This is a genomic window from Pseudomonas sp. KUIN-1 (genome assembly GCF_009176725.1).
GTDB lineage: Bacteria > Pseudomonadota > Gammaproteobacteria > Pseudomonadales > Pseudomonadaceae > Aquipseudomonas > Aquipseudomonas fragariae.
Genome location: NZ_AP020337.1, coordinates 3,809,507 through 3,832,045, shown reverse-complemented (window position 1 = coordinate 3,832,045; position 22,539 = coordinate 3,809,507). Strand labels below are relative to the sequence as shown.

18 protein-coding genes are annotated in these 22,539 nt (G+C 59.9%); 8 read left to right on the top strand and 10 right to left on the bottom strand.

The features are described 5' to 3' along the window. Position 1 precedes the first annotated feature (1 nt). The 6 genes from KUIN1_RS16975 to KUIN1_RS16950 all read right to left on the bottom strand — a co-directional run bounded on the left by KUIN1_RS16975 (position 2) and on the right by KUIN1_RS16950 (position 8,309). On the bottom strand, positions 2-1,315 hold the full coding sequence (locus KUIN1_RS16975) for a cellulase family glycosylhydrolase (protein WP_011268347.1): 1,314 nt from the start codon (positions 1,313-1,315) through the stop codon (positions 2-4). Between the two features lies 1 nt (position 1,316). Next, entirely contained in the window at positions 1,317-2,495 is a 1,179-nt protein-coding gene (locus KUIN1_RS16970; RefSeq protein ID WP_011268346.1) for a glycosyltransferase, read from the bottom strand. Next, complete coding sequence (locus tag KUIN1_RS16965) at positions 2,495-4,486, bottom strand: GumC family protein (RefSeq protein WP_152092133.1); 1,992 nt, start codon at positions 4,484-4,486, stop codon at positions 2,495-2,497. The genes KUIN1_RS16970 and KUIN1_RS16965 overlap by 1 nt, the downstream gene beginning before the upstream one ends. 17 nt (positions 4,487-4,503) lie before the next feature. Continuing rightward, positions 4,504-5,283: a polysaccharide biosynthesis/export family protein gene (locus KUIN1_RS16960; protein ID WP_003403729.1), complete on the bottom strand. Its 780-nt coding sequence runs from the start codon at positions 5,281-5,283 to the stop codon at positions 4,504-4,506. A 132-nt stretch (positions 5,284-5,415) separates the two neighbouring features. Continuing rightward, entirely contained in the window at positions 5,416-6,873 is a 1,458-nt protein-coding gene (locus KUIN1_RS16955; protein WP_103713082.1) for a mannose-1-phosphate guanylyltransferase/mannose-6-phosphate isomerase, read from the bottom strand. After that, positions 6,873-8,309, bottom strand: coding sequence for an undecaprenyl-phosphate glucose phosphotransferase (locus KUIN1_RS16950; RefSeq protein ID WP_024641794.1), 1,437 nt, complete (start codon positions 8,307-8,309; stop codon positions 6,873-6,875). The genes KUIN1_RS16955 and KUIN1_RS16950 overlap by 1 nt, the downstream gene beginning before the upstream one ends. A gap of 522 nt (positions 8,310-8,831) precedes the next feature. Between KUIN1_RS16950 and yegS the strand changes: the two genes are divergently transcribed. Then, positions 8,832-9,749 (top strand): lipid kinase YegS, encoded by a 918-nt coding sequence (yegS, locus tag KUIN1_RS16945; protein ID WP_011268343.1) that lies wholly within the window; start codon positions 8,832-8,834, stop codon positions 9,747-9,749. Here yegS and KUIN1_RS16940 read toward each other — a convergent pair. After that, positions 9,733-10,395 carry a response regulator gene (locus KUIN1_RS16940; RefSeq protein ID WP_003403720.1) on the bottom strand — a complete coding sequence of 221 codons (663 nt, stop codon included), beginning with the start codon at positions 10,393-10,395 and terminating at the stop codon, positions 9,733-9,735. The two genes, yegS and KUIN1_RS16940, sit on opposite strands and share 17 nt — an antisense overlap. Before the next feature lie 166 nt (positions 10,396-10,561). After that, positions 10,562-10,993 (bottom strand): hypothetical protein, encoded by a 432-nt coding sequence (locus tag KUIN1_RS16935; RefSeq protein ID WP_003403718.1) that lies wholly within the window; start codon positions 10,991-10,993, stop codon positions 10,562-10,564. Between the two features lie 450 nt (positions 10,994-11,443). On the opposite strand from KUIN1_RS16935, the gene KUIN1_RS16930 reads away from it, so the two are divergent. Continuing rightward, positions 11,444-12,370 (top strand): chemotaxis protein CheV, encoded by a 927-nt coding sequence (locus tag KUIN1_RS16930; protein ID WP_003315817.1) that lies wholly within the window; start codon positions 11,444-11,446, stop codon positions 12,368-12,370. Between the two features lie 102 nt (positions 12,371-12,472). Further along, on the top strand, positions 12,473-13,282 hold the full coding sequence (locus tag KUIN1_RS16925) for an MOSC domain-containing protein (protein WP_152092132.1): 810 nt from the start codon (positions 12,473-12,475) through the stop codon (positions 13,280-13,282). A gap of 57 nt (positions 13,283-13,339) precedes the next feature. Here KUIN1_RS16925 and KUIN1_RS16920 read toward each other — a convergent pair whose 3' ends face one another. Beyond that, entirely contained in the window at positions 13,340-15,268 is a 1,929-nt protein-coding gene (locus KUIN1_RS16920) for a transglycosylase SLT domain-containing protein (RefSeq protein WP_011268340.1), read from the bottom strand. 204 nt (positions 15,269-15,472) lie between these two features. Here KUIN1_RS16920 and KUIN1_RS16915 point away from each other — a divergent pair, with 204 nt between their 5' ends. After that, a complete protein-coding gene (locus KUIN1_RS16915; RefSeq protein ID WP_011268339.1) occupies positions 15,473-17,383 on the top strand; it encodes an ATP-binding cassette domain-containing protein in 1,911 nt (636 codons plus the stop codon). Between the two features lie 68 nt (positions 17,384-17,451). Here KUIN1_RS16915 and KUIN1_RS16910 read toward each other — a convergent pair whose 3' ends face one another. Next, the gene (locus KUIN1_RS16910) at positions 17,452-17,892 is read right to left on the bottom strand and encodes a universal stress protein (RefSeq protein ID WP_011268338.1); all 441 of its coding nucleotides are present in this window, start codon (positions 17,890-17,892) and stop codon (positions 17,452-17,454) included. 130 nt (positions 17,893-18,022) lie between these two features. Between KUIN1_RS16910 and KUIN1_RS16905 the strand changes: the two genes are divergently transcribed. The 4 genes from KUIN1_RS16905 (at position 18,023) to fadA (ending at position 22,499) form a co-directional block, all read left to right on the top strand. Further along, positions 18,023-18,460, top strand: a complete 438-nt coding sequence (locus KUIN1_RS16905; RefSeq protein WP_003403705.1) for a hypothetical protein — start codon at positions 18,023-18,025, stop codon at positions 18,458-18,460. A gap of 366 nt (positions 18,461-18,826) precedes the next feature. Next, on the top strand, positions 18,827-18,997 hold the full coding sequence (locus tag KUIN1_RS27695) for a hypothetical protein (protein WP_161632396.1): 171 nt from the start codon (positions 18,827-18,829) through the stop codon (positions 18,995-18,997). A gap of 156 nt (positions 18,998-19,153) precedes the next feature. Next, positions 19,154-21,319: a fatty acid oxidation complex subunit alpha FadB gene (fadB, locus tag KUIN1_RS16885; protein ID WP_116865997.1), complete on the top strand. Its 2,166-nt coding sequence runs from the start codon at positions 19,154-19,156 to the stop codon at positions 21,317-21,319. A 4-nt stretch (positions 21,320-21,323) separates the two neighbouring features. Further along, complete coding sequence (gene fadA / locus KUIN1_RS16880; RefSeq protein WP_003370497.1) at positions 21,324-22,499, top strand: acetyl-CoA C-acyltransferase FadA; 1,176 nt, start codon at positions 21,324-21,326, stop codon at positions 22,497-22,499. Positions 22,500-22,539: the final 40 nt, after the last annotated feature.

Here is a 22,539-nt window from a genome sequence, read left to right as displayed (position 1 = left end):
CTCAGGGCTTCCATTCCAGAATTTGCAGAGTCGGCTTCAGCAGCAGGGTGACGCCCTGGCTGCCGGACAGCGGGGTACGGCTACCGGTCAAGGGGTCGTGAACCACCGCGTCGGTGATCGCCGGGAAATTCAATGACGTGCCCGCCGCACTCCAGAACATCAGCAAATGCGTGCCGTCTGCACGCGTCCACGGAACGGCATACAGGTCGTCCGGTACGCTGCTCACGGCTGGCGGTTCGGCAGGTTGCAGGCGCGGGCCGGTGATTTTCAGAAAGTTCTGCAGCGCGGTATAGACCGGTTTGGGACTGGCTTGCAGGTCAAGCAGTCCGTAGCCCTGATCGCGGGCCGAGGCGCGCTCGTCCAGATCGCTGAGGTTGAACAGGAAGATGCGCTGGAAATCCATGGCGCTCATCAGCGCCAGACGTCGCAGGGTGTAATCAGCCTGGCCGGAGGTGCCAATCAGGTGCTGCATCTCCACCGGGCCTGCATAGCTCGACCAGCCCCATTCAGTGGCCCACACCTGCTTGACGCCATTGCTGTGCAACAACTGGTTCATGGCATTGGCGCGCACCAGAAAATCGCGATCCGGTGTGGAATCGCCTTCCGGGTACTCGGAATAGGGGTGATAGGCCGCGACGATATTCTGCTGGCCCAGGCCGTTATCGAGCAGGGTCTGCAGCATGTAGCCGGAGGTGCTGTGCATCTGACTGTAATAAGCCATGCCAGCGGTGACGATCGTCTTGTCCGGCAGGGCGGCGCGAATCGCGTTGGCAGTGGTGGTCAGCAAGCGGCCATAGGCAGCCGGATCCTCTTTGGGCAGCCAGACGATGTTCGGCTCGTTCCAGATCTGCCAGTTGTTCACTTGCGGATAGCGCTGGGCCAGGGCCGTCATGCGTGCGGCAAACACGTTGAAATCCGTCGGCGGATATTGATCGCGGCCCTTTGCGTCGGCCGGCGCGCTGCTGGCGAAAGGCGCCGACCCGACCAGGTACGCGACAGTGTTGTAATTGTGCGCCTTGATCGCAGTCATGGCGGCGTCCAGTTCGGTCAGGGCGTAGCGATCCTTTTGCGGCTCGATCACTGGCCAGTGAATGGTCAGTCTTACCCAGTTCAGGCCCAGTTCGTCCAGACGGCTCATCTGCTGCTGATAGATGTCCGGAGCAAAATACTGAAACTGTACGTTGACGCCCAGAAAGTCCGCCCAGACCACTTCACGCGGAGCCTTGAGGACCGTTGACGCCTGCGCGGCACAGCTCAGCGTTGCGCCGAGCAGTATGCGGGTGACGAGTTGCCCGAATCTGGATGGACGCTGCATGTCACTTCTCCTGGCAGGCCTGGCGAAATACATCCTGAAAATGTTCTGCGGTATGGCTCCAGACCCTGGCCTTGCCCATCTGCGCGGCGTTGTCGGCCCATAGCCTGACCAGATCCGGTGTTGCGCAGGCACGCGCCAGGGCTCGTGCCAGCCCCTCGACATCGCCTTGCGGGTAGATCGTGCCGTTGCCATGCGAGACCTCTTCGGCAAACGAGCGTGCATCCGAAGTGATTACGCCTCTGCCACAGGCCACCGCCCACGACAGCGCGCCACTGGTGCCGCGCAGCTTGCCGAGAATCTTCAGTTTGCTCGATTCGCGATAGGGCAGAACCATGACGTGGTGGGCCTGGATCACCTGCGGGATCTGCTCGGCAGGCAGGTCCAGTTGCCAGTCGATCAGGTCGACAAGGCCCAGTTGGCGGATGCGCAGTCGCAGTTGTTCCAGATAACTGCCGGATGGGCCGAAGGCCATTTCCGGCTCGCTGCCGCCGGCCAGGGTCAGGCGCACGCTCGAGCGCAGTGCAGGCTGAGCAATGAATACGCTGGACAGCGCATCGAGCAGGTCTTCGATACCCTTGCCGCGATAAATGAAGCCGAAATACAGCAGGCGCAGAGGGTTCAATGGCGGCAACGGCGCGGGGGCGATGTCGAGGTTGCCGTGATTGATGACGGCCATCTGCGCCGCTGTCAGACCCATGCGCTGGCGCAGGCTCTGGCTGCCCGCCTGGGTCAGGGTCACCAGACGGGTCATGTGCCGCGCCAGTTGCCGTTCTTCATGCAGGCACAGCGGATCGGCCAGTACCGTGGCGATCTCCGGCAGCGGCGAGCGCATGCCGCTGACCACCGACAACGGCCAGGGCAGTTTCTCGCGCCGCCAGACCAGCCGCTCGGGATCGTGCACGGTCGCGGTCAATGGCAGCCTCGGGAAGCGCCGACGCAGTGCGCGCAGCGCTTGAAACTCCGCCAGTCGCCCACCGCCCAGTTCGGCGTGGACCAGATCGATGCCGCTCCAGTCCGTTTCAGCCACGCGCTGTTCTGCAGCGCGTGGATCGTTGCCGACGCCTTGCAGCGGTGTACTGATCTGCAGACCCAGGCCTTCAAGCGCATGCCGCAGATGTCCGGCGTAATCGGCGATGCCGTTCTGTTCGGGTGGCAGCGGCGCAAGCAACGCTATTCGCATCAGCCTCGGCTCCCGATCCGCTTGAGAAAACTCAGGACCTTTTCAGGCACTTCGAAGCGACGACGGTTGATGATGATGCCGTCGACTTTCTTGAACGCTGTGTTGAGGTTGTTCAGCGTGTCTTCCAGCATCGGCACCGTGGTGTCCTGGGCGCGAACCACCAGCACGATCAGGTCAGCCTTGCGCAACAGCACAAAGGCATCCTGATTCGCCGACAGCGCCGAAGCGTTGATCAGCACAATTTCGCCCGGAATGGCCGGACCGCGGCCTTCGGTGCGTACCCGATGGCCCTGTTCGATCAGCAGCGCGCTCAAGCGCGCGATCACGAACGACACGCCGGCCCCGTACTTGACCGAAGTAAAACCGATGGTCAGCCCGCGCTCTTCTACCTGGTCCAGCGGCAGAATGCCGTACACCCGATGCAGGTTCGAGGTGAGGGCAGCACTGCGTTCCTGGGCACGTTCCAGGTCGGGGAGGCTGGTCCAGACCGGAACACCGAAGCTGCTTTCGATCTTGTCGCCGTCATGAATGCGCTGGTCCAGCAGGTAGAAGAAGTACAGTGCCACGGCACCGACCACGACGCTCAGCGGGAACGCCAGAAACAGCATCATCAGGCTTTTCGGGAATACCCGGCTGGGGTTGAAGGTCGCCTCCTCGATGGTCGCGATATTACTGATCTGGCTGTTGTCCAGTTCACGGTCGATACGCGATTTTTCAAGGCTGTTTTTGTACAGTGCATAGCTTTTTTCTGCCGCATCCAGCTCGTTCTGCAGGCGTGACAGTTCCGGCTCCAGATTCAGTGCCTGCTGGCGGTCGCGTTCCAGTTGCGCGATTTGCTCGTTCTGCTGGATGAACTGGGTTTGCAGGCGCGCGTAGCTGGTCTGCTGGTCGGCGTACACGTTCTGCATGCGGTTGTAGATCGGGTTGGGCGTGATGCTTTCGGAACGCTGTACGGTGGCGTCCTGTTCCTTGAGCAGCTTTTTGAGGTTACTGACTTCCGCGTTGATGGCCCGAATCGGTGGCGCCTCGTCCTTGAATGAGCGAAGCATTTCCTGACGCTCCACTTCCTTGCCGTTGATGCGGTTCTGCAAGTCCTGGCGATTGGGGTTGAGGGCCAGTTCGCGGCCTGCCGAGACGGTCTTTGGCTGCTCTGCCAGTTGTTTCTTCAGCAGGTCCAGACCTGCCTTGGTCGAGGCAATCGAGCGGGTGGTGTTGTTGCGCTCGGTGCGCAGATCGTTGAGCGCCTGCGAGGTGTCGGCCAGACGCTGGGAAATACTTACCGCGCTCAACTGGTTCAGGTAGTTCTGAATTTGCTTCTTGTACTCGATGATGTTCGCACCGGTCGTCTTCACTTCCGCTTCGTAGAACGCGTACAGGCTGACCCGGCCCAGTGTCTTGGTGCGCTGCGTCTGGTACTCGGTGATCCAGGTCCTGAGCACGGTCTGCGCGACTTCCGGGTCGCTCCAGGTAAACCTCAGCTCCATCACTGATGAGCCAGGCTCATGGCTGACCTTGAAGTTTTTCTCCAGATCCTCGGCCAGACGTTCGGCCTGGGAGCGATGTTCTACCAGTCCGATGAATTGCAGAACGCTGCGCACGCCGTTGACCAGCGCTCCGACGACGGTCTTGATGCCGTTCTTCACCGAGGCCAGAACGCCGGTTTCAGGCGGCACCATGGACAGCTCGGCGAGGTATTTCTCGGACACGGCACGCATGATCGGCCGCCCGCTGAGCATGCGCTCCTCGTCGAGCAGCGGATCGCGCAGGCCGCTCGGTATCACGATGGCCTGGCGGTCGGACAACTCGATTGGCACAGTGCTGCTGTCGCGGCCGGGCTTGACCAGCAACAGGGCGGTGGACTCATAGCGGTTAGGGAGCAGAAACGCGCCCAGAAGAATGATGACGAACGTCGCCAGCACGGTAATCCTGACTTCGCGCAGGAAGATGAACAGCAGGCGCAGCAAGTCGCGGAATGAGCGGATGTTGATCATGTCTGTTTCCCTGACAATTAATTGTTGTTGCGCAGCTCGTAGTTCAGGCCCAGGCCGATCGACTTCGCGAAGGGGATCAACTGGTTGAAATACAGGGATACGCCGTCAACCTTGTTGCCGACCGATGATTTGGGAACGAACACGATATCGCCGCGTTTCAACAGGACCGGGGCGGTAGGGCCACCGGCGCCGCCTGCCCAGAGGAATTTGCTGTAATCGAAGAAGTAGGTCTTGTAGAGCCCGTTTTCTTCCTGACGCAGCAGCGCGACCTGACCGGCATCGGCATCGAGCGCCACGCCGCCCGCGCCGACAATCGCCTGGTCGAGGTTGGTGGCGACGTTGACCGGCAGGGTGACCGAGTTGCGCACCGCGCCACCGACAAACACCGTGTTACCCGGTGACTGGGAAATGTTGATGGTTAGCGCGGTCTCGCGGTAGACGCTCTGCAGTTTGCTTTCCAGCAGGTCGTTCAACTGTTGGAGGGTCAGGCCCGCAGCCTTGACGGTGCCGATATAAGGGTAGGAAAAGGTGCCGTCGTTGAGCACCTGAAACAGGGTCAGTTCATAGATGGAGTTGGCGGTAAACGCCGAAATCGACGGCGCCTCGCCACTGTTGCGCACGATGCGCAGCGTATCGCCGGGGCGGATTCGCTCCGGCGGCAGCGGCTTGCCAGCCAGTGCCCGGCCCGCAGCCTGGCCGGCCTCGATTTGCGCACGGTCATCGGGCAGGCCCACCCTGGAAGGGGTATTGCACGCACTCAACAGCAATAAGCTGGCGATCAGCATCATGCTTTTCATTGTTCCTGAACTCCTGTCATGCACAAATACGGCTCCCTCGCGGGTAATAAATTCACGTTGGCGGGTCATGCCTGTTCCGGGTGCTGTCGATTGCGTGCCGCTTGAATCAAGCGGCGCTTGTTGCTGCGCCGATCAGCTCTTCATGGCCTTGTCGGGTACACGTCCATAAATGTCGGTAAAACGCACGATGTCGTCTTCGCCCAGGTACTCGCCGCTTTGCACCTCGATCATCACCAGATCGATGACGCCGGGGTTGACCAGACGGTGTGTGTGGCCCGGTTTGATGAAGGTCGATTCATTGGTATCCAGCATGAACTCGCGCTCGCCGTTGGTGACGCGGGCCATGCCGCTGACCACGATCCAGTGCTCGCTGCGGTGATGGTGCATCTGCAACGACAGTGACGCCTGCGGGCGAACCACGATGCGCTTGATCTTGAAACGCTTGCCTTCTTCGAGGACGGTGTAGGTGCCCCAGGGGCGTGTAACGGTGCGGTGCAGGCGATAGGCATCATGGCCCTGACGCTTGAGCTCCTGAGCGATGATCCTGACGTCCTGGCTGCGGCCGCCGTCGGCGATCAGCAAGGCGTCGGGGGTGTCGATGATGATCAGATTGTCGAGGCCGATCGCGCCCACCAGACGCTTGGGGGAATCGATGTAGCAATTGCTGACGTCGTGCAGCACGGTTTCGCCATTGCAGTAGTTGCCTTGAGCATCGACCGGAGACAGTTCACGCACCGCCTGCCATGAGCCGATATCACTCCAGCCAAGCTGGCAAGGCACCACGGCGACTTTGTCGGAGCGTTCCATCAGCGCGTAGTCGATGGAAATGTCCGGTGTCAGGGCAAACGACTCACTGTCCAGCTCGACCTGCAGCTCACGGTTGCCTTCCTTGCGCGGGCTCGATTCCAGGCACGCGCTGACGGCGCTCAGGACGTCCGGCGCATGCGTGCGCAACTCGCGCAGCACGGCGTCGGCGCGCATGCAGAACATGCCGGCATTCCAGAAATGCTGACCACTGTCCAGGTAGCCCTGGGCAGTGATCGCGTCCGGTTTTTCGACAAAACGGGCGACCTGACAGGCGTCGACATTGAGTACCGGGCCTTTCTCGATGTAGCCAAAACCGGTTTCCGGCGCGGTCGGCAGGATGCCGAACGTCACCAGCCAGCCCTCTGCGGCCAGCTTCTGTGCAGCCGTCACTGCTCTGGAGAATTCCGCCACGTCGGTAATCAGGTGATCGGCAGGCAACACCAGCAGTAGCGCCTCGTCGCCATACAACTGGCTGACATGCAGTGCCGCAGCGGCAACCGCAGCTGCCGTATTACGGCCGAAAGGCTCAAGGATGAAATCCAGGCGTGCATTGCCCTTGTTCAACTGGCGGTAGTCGTCCACCGTCCGGAAATACACTTCCCGGTTGGTCACCGTCAGCAGACGCTCGACGCCGGGCAGGCCGACTGCACGCAGAAAGGTCTTCTGCAGCAGGCTCTGGCCGTCTGGCAGACGCATGAACGGCTTGGGCATGGCTTCACGCGAAACCGGCCACAGGCGTGTGCCGGAGCCGCCGGCAATGATGCAGGGAATGAGCGTGCTCATCAGTAAGCCTCACGGGTGAATAGCACTGCAGGCACAGTGCGCATAAGGATGTAGAGGTCGAACCAGACGGACCAGTTTTCTATGTACTCAAGGTCGAACTCGACGCGTTTTTCGATTTTTTCAACGGTGTCGGTTTCACCCCGATAGCCGTTGATCTGCGCCAGCCCGGTAATGCCTGGTTTGACGCGATGCCGCGAGGTGTATTCCTTCACTGCCTGCTCGAACAGAATCCCGGCAGCCTTGGTCGCCGTGGCATGCGGGCGCGGCCCGACCATCGACATGCTGCCCGCCACCACGTTGAACAGCTGTGGCAGTTCATCCAGGCTGGTCTTGCGAATGAAGCGTCCGACCCGGGTGATTCTGGCGTCGCCGCGGGTGGTTTGCCGCTCGGCCGTCGCATCGGCCTGGTGCTGATGCATGGAGCGGAACTTGAACACTTCGATCAGGCGATTGTTGTACCCATAGCGCTTCTGACGGAAAAACACAGGGCCTGGCGAATCGAGCTTGATCGCCAGTGCGACCAGCAGCATCAAGGGGGACAGCGCCAGCAATGCCAGCGATGACAGCACGATGTCTTCAGCACGTTTGATGAACGGTGACCAGCCACTGAGCGGCAGGTCCGAGGCATTGAACATCGGCAGCCGGGCGACTTCGGTGATGCGGTTGTGAGTGTGTCGAAAAGCGATCATGTCCGGCACCAGCAACACATTGACCGGTAGCCTGCGCAATTCGCGGATGATGTAGTCCATGCGGTTTTCTGCCGTCCAGGGCAGGGCGACCAGCACCTGAGTCACTTTCTCTTCACGGATCAGCCGTTCCAGGTCGTTGGTATTGCCCAGCAGTGGCAGGTTGGCGACGGTCTTTGGCATGCGCCCGATACGGTCGTCGATAAAGCCGGTCACCCCCGAACGAATGTCCTGATGTTCAAGCAGGTATTCGGCCAGACGCTGGCCGTTTTCCGTCGCGCCGAGGATCACGGCATGCTGCAGGAAGACGCCCTTGCGCATCTGATGTTTGAACAGCATCAGCAACAGCAGGCGAATGATGCCGAACAGCGCAAGGCTGGTCAGATACCAGATCAGCAGTTCTTCGGGGGGAAGGTAGCCGAACAGGCCCATCGCCTGCTGCATGAACAGCAACAGTCCGAAGGCGGCAGTCCAGGCCAGCGCCATTGCGCCCATACGCAGGTCGTTGCTGAACAGTGCTTCGGAATAGACGCCCATGGCCTGAAACACCAGCAGCCCGACAAAGCCGAAAAACAGCAGCATGGCCATGTAGCTCTTCTGTGTTTCCGGGCTGCCATCCTTGATCAGCAGCATGATCAGGAGGCCCGGCAAAATGCAGGCGATACCGTGAGCCAGGCGGATGCCAAAAAGAAAGTATTCGACCAGGCTGGTGCGGGTCAGCGAAAGACTGTCAACGGGCTGCAACCTCATAGAAATCCCTTACTCCCTGTATGCGCCTGAATTCTGCTGATCCTGGACGTCTTTCTATTGTCTGCCTGCAACACCCGAAAGGCGTTTCTACGTGGACAGTGTCCAAGCGTAGCCAGTTACGCGTCGTGCGTATGAGGAATCCGGATCGTCTTTTGTAGATATCACTTTATATATGTCGTCCCTTACCCGATTTTATTTAAGCCTTTTCAATCATTTGTGAAGGAAATTTCCCTCAAGTGAGGGTAATGCTGTCAGTAAAGCTCATGAAACGAATAGCGACAGGACAAAAGTGCTTCAGCCTTGATGCAGGCGTTGTTCCTGAAAGCCCGTTGCGTGGTTTTCCCCAGTGCCGGCAGGGGCAGACGAGCTGTTGCGGGGGTGAAAAATTTTTCCGTAATGGATGGGCTTTTTCCGACTGCCCGGGGTCACAGTCATGCGTCGTGCGAAATGTAGGCGGGCGCCGATTACACAAAGAGCATCGCTCGCAGGCTTCAATTGGTAGGGTTCGGCAGAGGAGGTGTCATGACACAACGCAGGGCAATGCTCATTCTTCACGGTAAACAGGCGCTCAATGAAGACGTGCGTGACGCTGTGGCAGACAAGCGCAAGCAGGGCTGGGAACTGGACGTGCGACTCACCTGGGAAGCTGGCGATGCCCAGCGCCTGGTCAGCGAAGCCCTGGCGGCTGGCCATCGGCACATCGTCGCAGGTGGTGGCGACGGCACCTTGCGCGATATCGCCGAAGCCCTGGCACTGGCCGAAACCAGTGCCAGCCTGACTATTCTGCCGCTGGGGACTGCCAACGACTTTGCCCGTGCGGCCGGCGTGCCGCTGGAGGTCTCCAAAGCCCTGCAACTGATGGACGTGGCCCCGCGTGCCGTCGATCTGGGTGAGGTCGGTGGCAAGCTGTTCCTCAACATGGCGACCGGCGGGTTTGGCAGCCAGGTCACGGCGAACACGTCCGAGGACCTCAAGAAGGTGCTGGGGGGTGCCGCCTATCTGTTTACCGGCCTGACCCGATTCAGCGAGCTGCATTCGGCGCATGGCGAGCTCACCGGACCGGATTTCCACTGGCGCGGCGATCTGCTTGCCCTGGGTATCGGCAATGGTCGGCAGGCGGGCGGTGGACACGAGCTGTGCCCGACCGCACTGGCCGATGATGGTCTGCTCGACATCAGTATCCTGCCGGCGCCTCAGGAAGTGGTCGGCACGCTGAGGAGCCTTCTGGAGGGTGGGCTGGGTATCGACAATATGTTCATTCGTGCGCGTTTGCCGTGGGTAGAACTCAAGTCCACCCAGGGTCTGGATATCAATCTGGACGGTGAGCCGCTGTCGGGCGAGGACCTGCGTTTCGAGGCCCGGCCAGGCGCGCTTCACGTGCACCTGCCAGCGGACTCGCCGTTACTGGGCGGCGCCCCGAAGCTCAATCGTCCAGACTGATAATCCGTTCGCGAACGCAAAACAGCACCAACCCGGCCACGTCGAATATCTGCAAGCGCTTCATGACCTGGGCACGGTGAGTCTCGATGGTCTTGACGCTCAGTCCCAGGCCATCGGCGATCTCGCGTGTGGACTTGCCGCGCACGATCAGGCGCAGGATTTCAAGTTGCCGAGCGGTCAGGTGATACCGTTCCTTTGCCGACCGGGCCCTGTCGGATCGCTTGCCACGCAGGGCGCGCTCGATGACGGTGTGGGCAATGGCCGGGCTCAGGTAGCGCTCGTTGCCACGCAGCGCCCCCAGTGCCTGTTCGAGTTCCGCAGCCGTAGTGTCCTTGAGCAGGTAGCCCTGCGCGCCAATGTCGAGCGCACGCATGATCATGTCCGGATCGTTCTGCATCGACAGGATCAACACCTTGCAGTGCGGTTGCACCTTCAGCAGCTGCTCGAGTGCATCCAGGCCGTCGACACTTTTCATGCAGATGTCGAACAGGATGATGTCGGGCTTGAGCTGCTGCGCAAGACCCGCCAGCTGCGCGCCGTCAGCCGTTTCGCCCAGGATGGTGTATCCAGGCATGTCTGCAACCAGCGCTCGCACGCCGGCTCTGATAAGGGAGTGGTCGTCGACCAGTAACAGATTGCAGGTCATTGTGATTTCTTGTGCAAATGGGGCCGCTCAAGCGCGTGTGCAGTCTCCGGTCATGCTTGAAGACGATGTTAGCGGCAGTGAAGACAATGAACGGAAAATGCTGACGTGACAACGCTGCCTCAATGACATCGCGATGCGATGCTCAACGGCCGGGCGTTATCGAGTGTTATTGGCGGGTCGCATCTTTCGGCGAGGCCGATTGCGCGGAGACGCTGGCCAGTTTTTCCAGCAGCTCGAGCTGTTCGTGGTCGTCCATCGTCAACTCGCCGGTGTGCGGATCGAGAAGTTCGACTTGCCAGTACATCAGTGTCAGGCAGTTCTTGACTGCCAGCACGGCTTCCTGGGAAAGCTCGCTGGCCTGGCTGCCGGTTTTCAACAGTTGACACAACTGGCGGGAAAAATCGGCAATGCACGGCACAGGAACGGCTTCTGCCTCCTGCGCAAGCTTGCGCAGGGTTGTCAGCAGGCAGCCGGTAGCGTCCTCATCGTTGGGGATCAGCTCCAGATGCGAAAGACATTCTTCCGACTTGTGCAAAAGTGCCTGAGACAGGTTCAGGAACTCGTCGTGCTTGTGCTGCCAATCGTTGTGGCTCAGCATCCTTTGTCTCCACTGATCATGGATAGCGAACTTCCGCCCGCGGCGAATGGCTGACAGTTAATGTCGATTTCAAACAAAAGTATGTAGGGCGTTTCTGAATGTTGCCAGCGTCGCTCGATTGCAAGGATTGGGACGCGGACACAAATCGGATGCCATTCATTTAGTGAGAATGCCGTCACAATAGTGGCAATTAGATGTCGATCATATCAGGTTATCCCTGATTGACTTTTCGCAGGTCTTTGATTCGGCTTTGGCCGCAAAGGGCCACCGAGGCATTTTCGGTGCTGGTTTGTGGCTGGATTTACGTGTCTTGAAAGCGACACCAGTAAAGCATGATGCTAAAATGACATCAATGCTTGAGAGTGGCCGTTCATCGCCATTAAGGTCCGGCTGATTTCAGCCGATACAGGCTCAACAGAATCAACGCGACCATCGCTTCAGGAGCTAATAATGGCAGGCATTCTCGACACAGTAGATCAGCGCACACAACTGGTGGGCGAGAATCGCCTGGAAATCCTCATGTTTCGCCTTGCCGGTCGGCAGTTGTTTGCGATCAACGTGTTCAAGGTCCAGGAAGTATTGCAGCTACCCAAGCTGACCCTCATGCCGCAACGTCACTCGTTTGTGTGTGGCGTGGTCAACCTGCGCGGCCAGACCCTTCCGGTCATCGACCTCTCCCAGGCCATCGGCATGCGTCCGCTGGTGCCGGGTCCAGGCAGCACGATCATCGTCACCGAATACAACCGATCGGTTCAGGCGTTCCTGGTTGGCGGCGTCGACCGCATCGTCAACATGAACTGGGATGCCATCATGCCGCCGCCGGTCAGCGCCGGTCGTCAGCATTACCTGACCGCGATCAGCAAGGTCGATGATCAACTGGTAGAAATCATCGACGTTGAAAAAGTACTCGCCGAGATCGTGCCTTACAACGCCAAGGTGTCCCGCGAGAAGCTTGAAGACCCGGTGCTGGAAAATGCCCGTGGCCGCGAAGTGTTGCTGGTCGACGACTCCAAGGTCGCGCTGGCGCAGCTGCGCGACACGCTGTCTCAGTTGGGCCTCAAGCTGCACGTCGCCAGCGATGGCCTCAAGGCGCTGAACATGCTCAAGGCCTGGGCGGATGCAGGCGAGAACGTGCATGAGAAGCTACTGATGGTGTTCACCGACGCGGAAATGCCGGAAATGGACGGCTATCGTCTGACCACCGAGATTCGTAACGATGCACGCCTGCGCGGTCTGTACATCGTCCTGCATACCTCGTTGTCCGGCAGCTTCAACGAATCGATGGTCAAGAAGGTCGGCTGTGACAACTTCCTTTCCAAGTTCCAGCCCGACAAGCTGGTCGAGGTCGTGCGCGAACGTCTTCTGATGATTGTCTGACACCGCGCTCGATTCTACATCGCGAGTGCCGCCGGCTCCGGCATCGGATAAGCTTTGCTGTCTGCAGCAAAGCATATCCAGCCCTCAAAGGAATCGGCGCCCATGTTACGTCTCAGCTCGCTCTATCGTTTCCCGCTCAAATCCTGCAAGGCCGAGTCGATGCAGCGTGCATCGTTCGATGCGTTGGGGTTGGCGGGTGATCGACGCTGGATGCTGGTTGACGCCGGCAATGGCCGATTCTTCACTCAGCGCGCTCTGCCGCACATGTCCCAACTGTCGGTGTTATGGAACGCCAGCGGCGGTGTGACGCTTTGGGCACCTGGCTTCGAGCCTCTTGATGTCGCGGTTCCGCCGGATATCGACTTGAACCTGCGTGGCGTCACCGTCTGGCGTGACTCGTTGCAGGTACCGGATGCTGGCGATGAGGCAGCCGAATGGGTCAGCCGGTTTATCGGCAAGCCCACGCGTATGGTCTACCTGCCGGCGGAGCGTGCGCGCTGGATCCCTGGCGGCTATCAGACGGTCAACGACCGGGTGAGCTTTGCCGATGGTTTTCCATTGCTGCTGATCGGCCAGGGCTCGCTCGATGACCTGTCAGCGCGTCTGGGCAGGCCGCTGGAAATGCTGCGCTTCAGGCCCAATCTGGTGATCGAGGGGGCCGAGGCCTTTGCCGAGGATGGCTGGAAACGTATCCGCATCGGCGACATCGAGTTCCAGCTGCTCACGCCTTGTGCGCGCTGCATCCTCACCACCGTCGACCCGGCAACCGGCGAGCGCAGTGCAGATCGCGAACCGTTCGCCACGCTCAAGACTTATCGGGAAGTGGAAGGCAACGTGCTGTTCGGTCAGAACGTGGTCAACGAGGGGTTGGGCGAGCTTGAAGTGGGGATGTCAGTCGAAGTGCTGGAGTAGGGGCGGGCACCGCCGTTGTCTGGCAGGAGTGCTTAACGCAGCACTCCTGCCGAACGGTCACTGGTCGTCGAAAAACCGCTCGTGCCAGTCCACCAGAGGCTGCGGCGAGTTGAGTTTCTGGCCGTAGATCACCGAGTACGACAACACGTTCTGCACGTACTGACGGGTTTCATCGAACGGAATGCTCTCTACCCAGACATCGAAGGCCAGATGGTTGGCACCTTTGAGCCATTGGCGCACGCGCCCGGGACCTGCGTTGTAGGCCGCTGAAGCGAGCACCCGATTACCGTTGAACTGCGCATGCACCGAGCTCAGGTAGGCGGCGCCCAGCTGGATGTTGGTGTCCGGATCCAGCACTTGCTGCGGCGAGGCCAGCGGGATGCTGTACTTGCGCGCAGTCTCCTTGGCGGTGGCAGGCATCAGTTGCATCAGCCCGCTGGCGCCGACGCCCGAGCGGGCATCGTCCATGAAGGCACTTTCCTGGCGCGTGATGGCAAACACCCAGCTCGAATGCAGGCCACGCACCTTGGCTTCGCGTACCAGCGTGTCGCGGTGCGCCATGGGGAAACGAATATCCAGATCGTCCCAGTATTGCGCCTGGCTGATGGTACGGATTGCCGGGAAATACCATTGCATGTCATAGGCCAGCTTGGCCTGGGCAACCATCTCGTCACGATTGAACAGGCGGCTCACGTGATACCACTCGCGTCGGCCGTTGACGATCTCGCCGCGATCGTGAAACTCCAGTGCGCGACGCACGCCTGGCGTGTTGCGTACCTTGTTGATCAGTGCCTGGCTCAGCACCAGCGGCTTGTTGTTGAGCTGGTAGGGGCTTTGAGTGCGGTCGGCAGCCAGAAACCCGTAGAAATCACGCTCCTTGGCGACATCCTTGTACAGCGCGGCAATCAGCGGGCTGTTGGGTTGTGCCAGTTCCAGAGAGCGCGCTTCCCAGTAACGCCAGCGATTGGTCGCTGCCAGATCCTTGGGCAGTCGGCGCGCCAGCTCGTAGGCGTCTTCCCAGCGACCCAGGCGCAGCAGCAGGCGCAGGCGCCATTCGGTCACGGTGTCGTCACGCAATTCAGGGTCGTATCTGGTCATGACCTCCAGTGCGCGGTCGTCATAACGACGTGCCAGGGTCAGGCCGATTTCCTTGGCAATCTCGACCTGCTCTTCGCGGGAGAAATGCATGGTCGCGGCATAGCCATCGAGCATCGACAGGGCTTTCTGCGGGTCCTGCTTGGCGAGCCGGCGCAGGCCGAGACCGACCACATCGGACATCGCCTCGTCTACCGGGGCAAATTGCGACGGGTTGCTGACCATCTCCGGTTTCTGCGCGACAGCCAGCAGCAGACGGCCTTGCGGTGCCAGCGAGTTGAGGCTGTCCACCAGCGTGCTGGCCAGACTGTAATTGCGCGTCTGTGCCGCCAGCTTGGCGCGCTGCCAGCGCTTCTGTTCGGTCAACTGGCCGGCGGCCGCCCACTGAGCAAAGAAACCGTCACAGGCAGCGGGTAAAGTCTTGCCGGTCATCCACAGCTTTTCGGCACTGGCGAAGCCTTCGGCGCGCTTGTTGCTGTTCAGCTGATACTGCCCGTACAGGCAGTCCAGCTCGACGAACTTCATCTTCGGGTCGTAATACTTGACGAAGGTTTGCCAGTCGCCACGCTCGGCCAGCCAGCGCAACCAGCGCAGCTTCATCCAGTTGGCTTGCGGCAGGTCGCCGTGCTCGGCAAGAAACTTCTCGATTTCGGGATTGCTTGCCGTTTTCAGGCGTGCCGTCAGTTCGTCGTATTCGAGGTAAGGCTCCAGCGGATAGTCGGCCAGGGCCGTGGCGTACATCTGGTAGGGGCCGGAATCGCCTTTGGCCAGTGCGCGCTTTGCTTCGTCGTAATACTTGCGTTGTTGGTTGAGGTCTACCGCATGAGCAGTCTGGACGGCGGTGGCGGAGAGGAGCAGGCACGATAAAAGGCTGAACAAACGACTGCGCATGAGACTTCCGAGCAGATGAGTCGGTGAAAAGTATTGCTAGCTTAGCCTTTTGCCAGCTCTTGGTGAAAGCATTGCCGACGAGCTTGTCTCATATGGAAATAATTGGCGGTCATAAAGTCTTGTCGAGGCGCGGGGCGGTGCCACGAATGCCGACATCTGCCTGCTATCTCAGGTAGAATGCGCGCCCGGTTTTTGGAGAAGCTCATGACCCTGCTCAAATTCAGCGATGTGTCCCTTGCTTTCGGCGCCATGCCGTTATTGGACAAGGTGTCCTGGCAGATCGCCCGTGGCGAGCGGGTGTGCATCATCGGCCGTAACGGCACAGGCAAATCCAGCATGTTGAAGCTGGTAAAAGGCGTTCAGAAGCCTGATGAAGGGGCTGTGTGGCGTGCGCCCGGCCTCAAGATCGGTGAATTGCCGCAGGAATTGCCGGTAGCCGACGGACGGACGGTGTTCGACGTGGTTGCCGAAGGTCTGGATGGCGTCGGTGCCTTGCTGGCCGAGTACCACCACCTTGCGCAGAACTGCGTCACCGAGGAAGACCTGAACAAGCTGATGCATGTTCAGCAGGACCTCGAAGCCCGTGATGGCTGGCGCCTGCAGCAACTGGTCGAGAGCACCCTCAGCCGCTTGCAGCTGCCTGCCGACAAGACCCTGGCCGAACTGTCCGGTGGCTGGCGTCGCCGTGTTCTGCTGGCTCAGGCTCTGGTGTCCGAGCCGGACCTGCTGTTGCTCGATGAGCCGACCAACCACCTGGATATCGGCGCCATCGCCTGGCTTGAAGAAGCCCTCAAGGATTTCCAGGGTGCAGTGCTGTTCATCACGCACGACCGGGCATTCCTGCAAAACCTTGCGACCCGCATCCTTGAGCTGGACCGCGGCGGCCTGATCGACTGGGACGGCGACTACGCCAGTTTCCTGGTCCACAAGGAAGCCGCGCTGGCCGCCGAAGAAACCGCCAACGCACTGTTCGACAAACGTCTGGCCCAGGAAGAAGTCTGGATCCGTCAGGGCATCAAGGCGCGTCGTACCCGTAACGAAGGTCGCGTGCGTGCGCTCAAGGAGCTGCGTGTAGAACGCAGCGAGCGTCGTGAGCGTACCGGCAAGGCCAACATTCAGCTCGACACTGCCGAGAAATCCGGCAAGCAGGTCATGGTCCTCGATAACGTCAGCTTCGCCCACCCTGGCGGGCCGACACTGATCAAGGATTTCTCCATGGTCCTGCAGCGCGAGGACCGTATCGGTCTGCTCGGCGCCAACGGTACCGGCAAGACCACGCTGCTCAAGCTGATGCTCGACAACCTGCAGCCGACCGGCGGCAAGGTTGAAGTCGGTACGCGTCTGGACGTGGCCTATTTCGACCAGTTGCGTCACCAGCTCGATCTGGAAAAGACCGTAATCGACAACGTTGCCGAGGGGCGTGATTTCATCGATATCGACGGCCAGAGCCGTCATGTGCTGAGCTACCTCGGCGACTTCCTGTTCAGCCCGCAACGTGCCCGCACGCCGGTCAAGGCGCTGTCCGGTGGCGAGCGTGCCCGTCTTTTGCTGGCCAAGCTGTTCAGCAAGCCAGCCAACCTGCTGGTGCTCGACGAACCCACCAACGACCTGGACGTCGAAACCCTGGAGCTGCTCGAAGAGGTTCTGCTGACCTTCAAGGGCACCGTGCTGATGGTCAGTCACGACCGGGCATTCCTCGACAACGTCGTCACCAGTACCCTGGTGTTCGAAGGCGAGGGCAAGGTTCGCGAGTACGTGGGTGGTTATCAGGACTGGCTGCGTCAGGGCGGTTCGCCGCGTCTGCTGGGCGTCGCCGACACCAAGTCGGGCAAAGCCGAGCTGGCCAGCGCTGTGGTGCAGGCCGCACCGGTCGCTGCGCAGGACATGCCGGTGGCGAAGAAGAAGCTCAGCTACAAGCTTCAGCGCGAACTGGAGGCGTTGCCTGCGCAGATCGATGAAGTCGAAGGCAAGATGGCCGCGCTGAACGCGGAAATGGCCGAGCCGGGCTTCTACCAGCGCTCGTCCGAGCAGACTGCAGCGGTGCTGGCGCAGCTGGAAAACCTGCAGGCCGAGCTGGACAAGCTGCTGGAGCGTTGGGCCGAACTGGACGAGTGATCGTCCGGCGCGTTCCTGACATGCAGAAAAGCCCGGGTTGACCGGGCTTTTCGCTGTAGCGGGTCAGCTTACTCGGGCTTCTTGAGGCTCACTGCCAGCACATCACAGGGTGCGCCGTGCAGAACGTCGTTGGCTGTCGAGCCAAGCAGTAGAGCCAGGCCGTGACGGCCATGGCTGCCGACAACGATCAGATCGCATGCTTCGCTCTTGGCCAGCTTGTGGATTTCCTGGCGTGGCTGACCGAACACCATGTGGCTTTCGCTGTGTTCCAGTTGCGGATACTTGAGCTTCAGCTTGCCGAGCTTCTCCCTGGCCTGATCGATCTGTTGCTGTTGCAGTTGTGAAAGGTCCATCGGCACGTCGCCGCCGAACGCCATCGCGATCGGTTCAACGATGTGCACGACCGACAATTTTGCCTCGCTGGCCTTGGCCAGCAAGCTGGCGCGACGGATGACCGGGTCACACTCATCGGTGAGGTCGATGGCAACCAGAATGTGTTTGTATGGCATGAGGGTGTCCTCCGGGAGAATTGCAGTGATGGGAGTATGGCTCTTTCGTTGGCATCTGGGCAGGCCCATGTGCAAGTCATTGTTTTCAAGAGTGTTGTAAAGAGCCTGAAATCGGCTGGGGGCAAGAAATATGACGGTCTGGATAGTCCTGTCAATCATTGGTGTGATGCTGAGTCCGCTGGTGTGGTTACGCCCCTCGCGCCAGCAGAGCGGCAGGATGGCGTTGCGCATGCAGGCGCGGCGTCTGGGTATGGGCATGCAACTGACACCGCAGGAGTGGCCGCACTGGTTGAGTAAAGAGCCGCCCAGCCCTTGTGCGCAGTACCATCGTCCGCGTCGGGGCTCGCATGCAGATGCCTGGGTGTACTGGCAAAGCGAGCCGGGCGAGTGGCGCAATCGCTGGCGCGAACCTTGCGAAGACGCGAAGCTGCTGCCTTACCTGCAAACATTGCCCGTGGATGCCTACAAGGTCGAGGCTGACGGGCAGCTGGTTGCGGTGTACTGGGCGGAGCGGGGCGAGGCAGAAGTGTTACAGCGTATTGATGCGCTGCTCAAGGCGCTGGCCTGACCCTGAATCGCAGGCATTAAAAAGCCCGATAATAACATCGGGCCGGGGTTGGCCAGGCAGGCCGATAATTCGTCGCGTGCCGACAGGCTTTCGCCGCCATGTCGGCTTTCGCTGTTGCGCACCCGCAAATCAGCTGCATTGCGAGCCTCTTGTGGCGCAGTGCTGCGACTCTAGACCTTTTGCTCCTTTTTGTCGCGATTCCTGCAAATATTTTTTGCGCGTGCCCTCGTGCGGTGCGTTCCTGGCTGATTTTTCCCTGTACCTATCGAATGTCACGCGGCATGGCTATCGTCATGCAGATGCCCGCCAGGCCTTACGTGGCGGCGTATTACAGCGTGCCCCATGCGGCAGCTGCAGGACATTCGAATGGCCACTATCATTACCGCGAATGATGGAGGATCGCAGGTCTTCGCGGGCATTATGGGGCCTGCGCATGCTCCTGTTAAAACGCGGATTTTCAGACGTTTTGTCGAATTGACAATCCTGTGGTTATGCCTGATGGTGTGCGTACCCAAATCAAACGGGCGTATGAAATGAGCGTTTGGTCGTCAGAGGGCTCTGACAGAATCCCGACTACCACGTCGCGGCGGTAAGCGTGTGATTTGGCGTGTTCATCGACGGCGACGTCGTAGCCCCGTCGGACATTGAGGTTCGGCGGGTATTGTTCAGCTTCCATATTGTGGAGATCAGTTGATGATTTACGAAGGTAAAGCCATCACGGTTAAGGCTCTTGAAAGTGGCATCGTCGAATTGAATTTCGACCTCAAGGGTGAGTCCGTCAACAAGTTCAACCGTCTCACCCTCAATGAGTTCCGCCAGGCAGTCGATGCGGTCAAGGCCGACGCATCGGTCAAGGGCGTGATTGTCACCAGTGGCAAAGATTCATTCATTGTCGGCGCCGATATCACCGAATTCGTCGACAACTTCAAGTTGCCGGAAGCTGAGCTGGTCGCCGGCAATCTGGAAGCGAACAGGATTTTCAGTGATTTCGAAGACCTGAACGTGCCGACTGTCGTGGCAATCAACGGTATCGCGCTGGGCGGCGGTCTGGAAATGTGCCTGGCCGCAGACTATCGAGTCATGGCCAGCAGCGCTCGTGTCGGTCTGCCCGAGGTCAAGCTTGGCCTGTACCCGGGTTTCGGCGGCACAGTCCGTCTGCCACGCATTATCGGTGCCGACAACGCGATCGAGTGGATTGCCTCGGGCAAGGAAAACGCCGCGGAAGACGCTTTGAAGGTCGGTGCCGTCGATGCCGTGGTAGCGCCTGAAAAATTGCAGGCCGCCGCCCTTGATCTGATCCAGCGCGCCATTTCCGGCGAGTTCGATTACACGGCCAAGCGTCAGCCGAAGCTGGACAAGCTCAAGCTCAATGCCATCGAACAGATGATGGCATTCGAAACCGCCAAGGGCTTCGTTGCAGGTCAGGCCGGCCCGAACTATCCGGCCCCGGTCGAAGCCATCAAGACCATCCAGAAAGCCGCCAACTTCGGTCGTGACAAGGCGCTGGAGATCGAAGCCGCCGGTTTCGTGAAAATGGCCAAGACCCCTGCTGCGCAGAGTCTGATCGGCCTGTTCCTGAACGATCAGGAGCTGAAAAAGAAAGCCAGGGGCTACGACAAGATTGCCAAGGACGTGAAGCAGGCGGCCGTACTGGGCGCCGGGATCATGGGCGGCGGCATTGCCTATCAGTCGGCAGTCAAAGGTACGCCGATCCTGATGAAGGATATTCGCGAAGAAGCCATTCAACTGGGTCTGAACGAAGCGTCCAAACTGCTGGGTGGTCGCCTGGAGAAAGGTCGTCTGACCGCGGCGAAGATGGCCGAAGCGCTTAACGCCATTCGTCCTACGCTGTCCTACGGCGATTTCGGCAACGTCGATCTGGTCGTCGAAGCTGTCGTCGAGAACCCCAAGGTCAAGCAGGCGGTACTGGCCGAAGTCGAAGCCAACGTGGGTGAAAACACCATTCTGGCGTCCAACACCTCGACCATCTCGATCAGCCTGCTGGCCCAGGCCCTCAAGCGCCCGGAAAACTTCGTCGGCATGCACTTCTTCAACCCGGTGCACATGATGCCGCTGGTGGAAGTGATCCGTGGCGAGAAATCCAGTGAAGAAGCGGTCGCGACGACCGTTGCCTACGCCAAGAAAATGGGCAAGAACCCGATCGTGGTCAACGACTGCCCGGGCTTTCTGGTCAACCGTGTGCTGTTCCCGTATTTCGGTGGTTTCGCCAGACTGGTCAGTGCGGGCGTGGATTTCGTGCGCATCGACAAGGTCATGGAAAAATTCGGCTGGCCGATGGGCCCTGCCTACCTGATGGACGTGGTCGGTATCGACACCGGCCACCATGGTCGTGATGTCATGGCCGAAGGTTTCCCTGATCGCATGAAAGATGATCGCCGCTCTGCGATCGATGCCCTGTACGACGCCAAGCGCCTCGGGCAGAAGAACGGCAAGGGTTTCTACGCCTACGAAACGGACAAGAAGGGCAAGCCCAAAAAGGTCAATGACCCGGCGGTGCTGGACGTGCTCAAGCCGATTGTCTACGAGCAGCGCGAAGTCAGCGATGAAGACATCGTCAACTGGATGATGATCCCGCTGTGTCTGGAAACGGTCCGCTGCCTGGAAGACGGCATTGTCGAAACCGCTGCCGAGGCTGACATGGGCCTGATCTACGGTATCGGTTTCCCTCCGTTTCGTGGCGGCGCGCTGCGCTACATCGATTCCATCGGTGTTGCCGAATTCGTTGCCCTGGCTGACCAATACGCCGAACTGGGTGCCCTGTATCAACCGACTGCGAAGCTGCGTGAGATGGCCGCCAACGGCCAGAGCTTCTTCGGTCAAGCGTCTTCCGAGGAATGAACCAATGAGCCTTAATCCAAGAGACGTCGTGATTGTCGACTTCGGTCGCACCCCGATGGGCCGCTCCAAGGGCGGCATGCACCGCAACACCCGCGCCGAAGATATGTCCGCGCACCTGATCAGCAAATTGCTCGAGCGCAACAACAAGGTCGACCCGGCTGAAGTCGAGGACGTGATCTGGGGCTGCGTCAACCAGACCCTGGAACAGGGCTGGAACATCGCGCGCATGGCGTCATTGCTGACCCAGATCCCGCACACCTCCGCTGCCCAGACGGTCAGTCGTCTTTGTGGATCGTCCATGAGCGCACTGCACACGGCTGCTCAGGCAATCATGACCAATAACGGTGATGTGTTCGTCATCGGCGGTGTCGAGCACATGGGCCATGTCAGCATGATGCATGGCGTTGACCCGAACCCGCACATGTCCCTGCACGCCGCCAAGGCCTCCGGCATGATGGGCCTGACCGCTGAAATGCTCGGCAAAATGCACGGCATCACCCGCGAGCAGCAGGACGCCTTCGGTCTGCGTTCCCACCAGTTGGCGCACAAGGCAACGCTGGAAGGCAAGTTCAAGGATGAGATCATCCCGATGCAGGGCTATGACGAGAACGGTTTCCTCAAGGTCTTCGACTACGATGAAACCATCCGCCCGGACACCACCCTGGAAAGTCTGGCGGCACTCAAGCCTGCCTTCAATCCCAAAGGTGGTACCGTAACTGCTGGTACGTCCTCGCAGATCACTGACGGTGCGTCGTGCATGATCGTCATGTCGGCCCAGCGTGCCCAGGACCTCGGCATCCAGCCGATGGCGGTGATCCGTTCGATGGCAGTGGCCGGTGTCGACCCCGCAATCATGGGCTATGGTCCTGTTCCGGCGACCCAGAAAGCACTCAAGCGCGCCGGCCTGAGTATTGCCGATATCGACTTCTTCGAGCTCAACGAAGCGTTCGCTGCACAGGCTTTGCCGGTGTTGAAAGATTTGAAAGTGCTCGACAAGATGAACGAGAAGGTTAACCTGCACGGCGGCGCCATCGCTCTGGGGCATCCTTTCGGGTGTTCCGGTGCACGCATCTCCGGCACTTTGCTCAACGTCATGAAGCAAAATGGCGGCACCTTCGGCGTGTCGACCATGTGTATTGGTCTGGGTCAGGGCATAGCGACCGTTTTCGAACGCGTCTGATTCCCGAGTGTGATGCGAGCCGGGGCTTGGTGCCCCGGCT

What these genes read in the sequence shown, in the direction of transcription:
- KUIN1_RS16975 (WP_011268347.1), bottom strand. Translation starts at nt 1,315, where the DNA reads ATGCAGCGTCCATCCAGATTCGGGCAACTCGTCACCCGCATACTGCTC.
- KUIN1_RS16970 (WP_011268346.1), bottom strand. Translation starts at nt 2,495, where the DNA reads ATGCGAATAGCGTTGCTTGCGCCGCTGCCACCCGAACAGAACGGCATC.
- KUIN1_RS16965 (WP_152092133.1), bottom strand. Translation starts at nt 4,486, where the DNA reads ATGATCAACATCCGCTCATTCCGCGACTTGCTGCGCCTGCTGTTCATC.
- KUIN1_RS16960 (WP_003403729.1), bottom strand. Translation starts at nt 5,283, where the DNA reads ATGAAAAGCATGATGCTGATCGCCAGCTTATTGCTGTTGAGTGCGTGC.
- KUIN1_RS16955 (WP_103713082.1), bottom strand. Translation starts at nt 6,873, where the DNA reads ATGAGCACGCTCATTCCCTGCATCATTGCCGGCGGCTCCGGCACACGC.
- KUIN1_RS16950 (WP_024641794.1), bottom strand. Translation starts at nt 8,309, where the DNA reads ATGAGGTTGCAGCCCGTTGACAGTCTTTCGCTGACCCGCACCAGCCTG.
- yegS (WP_011268343.1), top strand. Translation starts at nt 8,832, where the DNA reads ATGACACAACGCAGGGCAATGCTCATTCTTCACGGTAAACAGGCGCTC.
- KUIN1_RS16940 (WP_003403720.1), bottom strand. Translation starts at nt 10,395, where the DNA reads ATGACCTGCAATCTGTTACTGGTCGACGACCACTCCCTTATCAGAGCC.
- KUIN1_RS16935 (WP_003403718.1), bottom strand. Translation starts at nt 10,993, where the DNA reads ATGCTGAGCCACAACGATTGGCAGCACAAGCACGACGAGTTCCTGAAC.
- KUIN1_RS16930 (WP_003315817.1), top strand. Translation starts at nt 11,444, where the DNA reads ATGGCAGGCATTCTCGACACAGTAGATCAGCGCACACAACTGGTGGGC.
- KUIN1_RS16925 (WP_152092132.1), top strand. Translation starts at nt 12,473, where the DNA reads ATGTTACGTCTCAGCTCGCTCTATCGTTTCCCGCTCAAATCCTGCAAG.
- KUIN1_RS16920 (WP_011268340.1), bottom strand. Translation starts at nt 15,268, where the DNA reads ATGCGCAGTCGTTTGTTCAGCCTTTTATCGTGCCTGCTCCTCTCCGCC.
- KUIN1_RS16915 (WP_011268339.1), top strand. Translation starts at nt 15,473, where the DNA reads ATGACCCTGCTCAAATTCAGCGATGTGTCCCTTGCTTTCGGCGCCATG.
- KUIN1_RS16910 (WP_011268338.1), bottom strand. Translation starts at nt 17,892, where the DNA reads ATGCCATACAAACACATTCTGGTTGCCATCGACCTCACCGATGAGTGT.
- KUIN1_RS16905 (WP_003403705.1), top strand. Translation starts at nt 18,023, where the DNA reads ATGACGGTCTGGATAGTCCTGTCAATCATTGGTGTGATGCTGAGTCCG.
- KUIN1_RS27695 (WP_161632396.1), top strand. Translation starts at nt 18,827, where the DNA reads ATGGCCACTATCATTACCGCGAATGATGGAGGATCGCAGGTCTTCGCG.
- fadB (WP_116865997.1), top strand. Translation starts at nt 19,154, where the DNA reads ATGATTTACGAAGGTAAAGCCATCACGGTTAAGGCTCTTGAAAGTGGC.
- fadA (WP_003370497.1), top strand. Translation starts at nt 21,324, where the DNA reads ATGAGCCTTAATCCAAGAGACGTCGTGATTGTCGACTTCGGTCGCACC.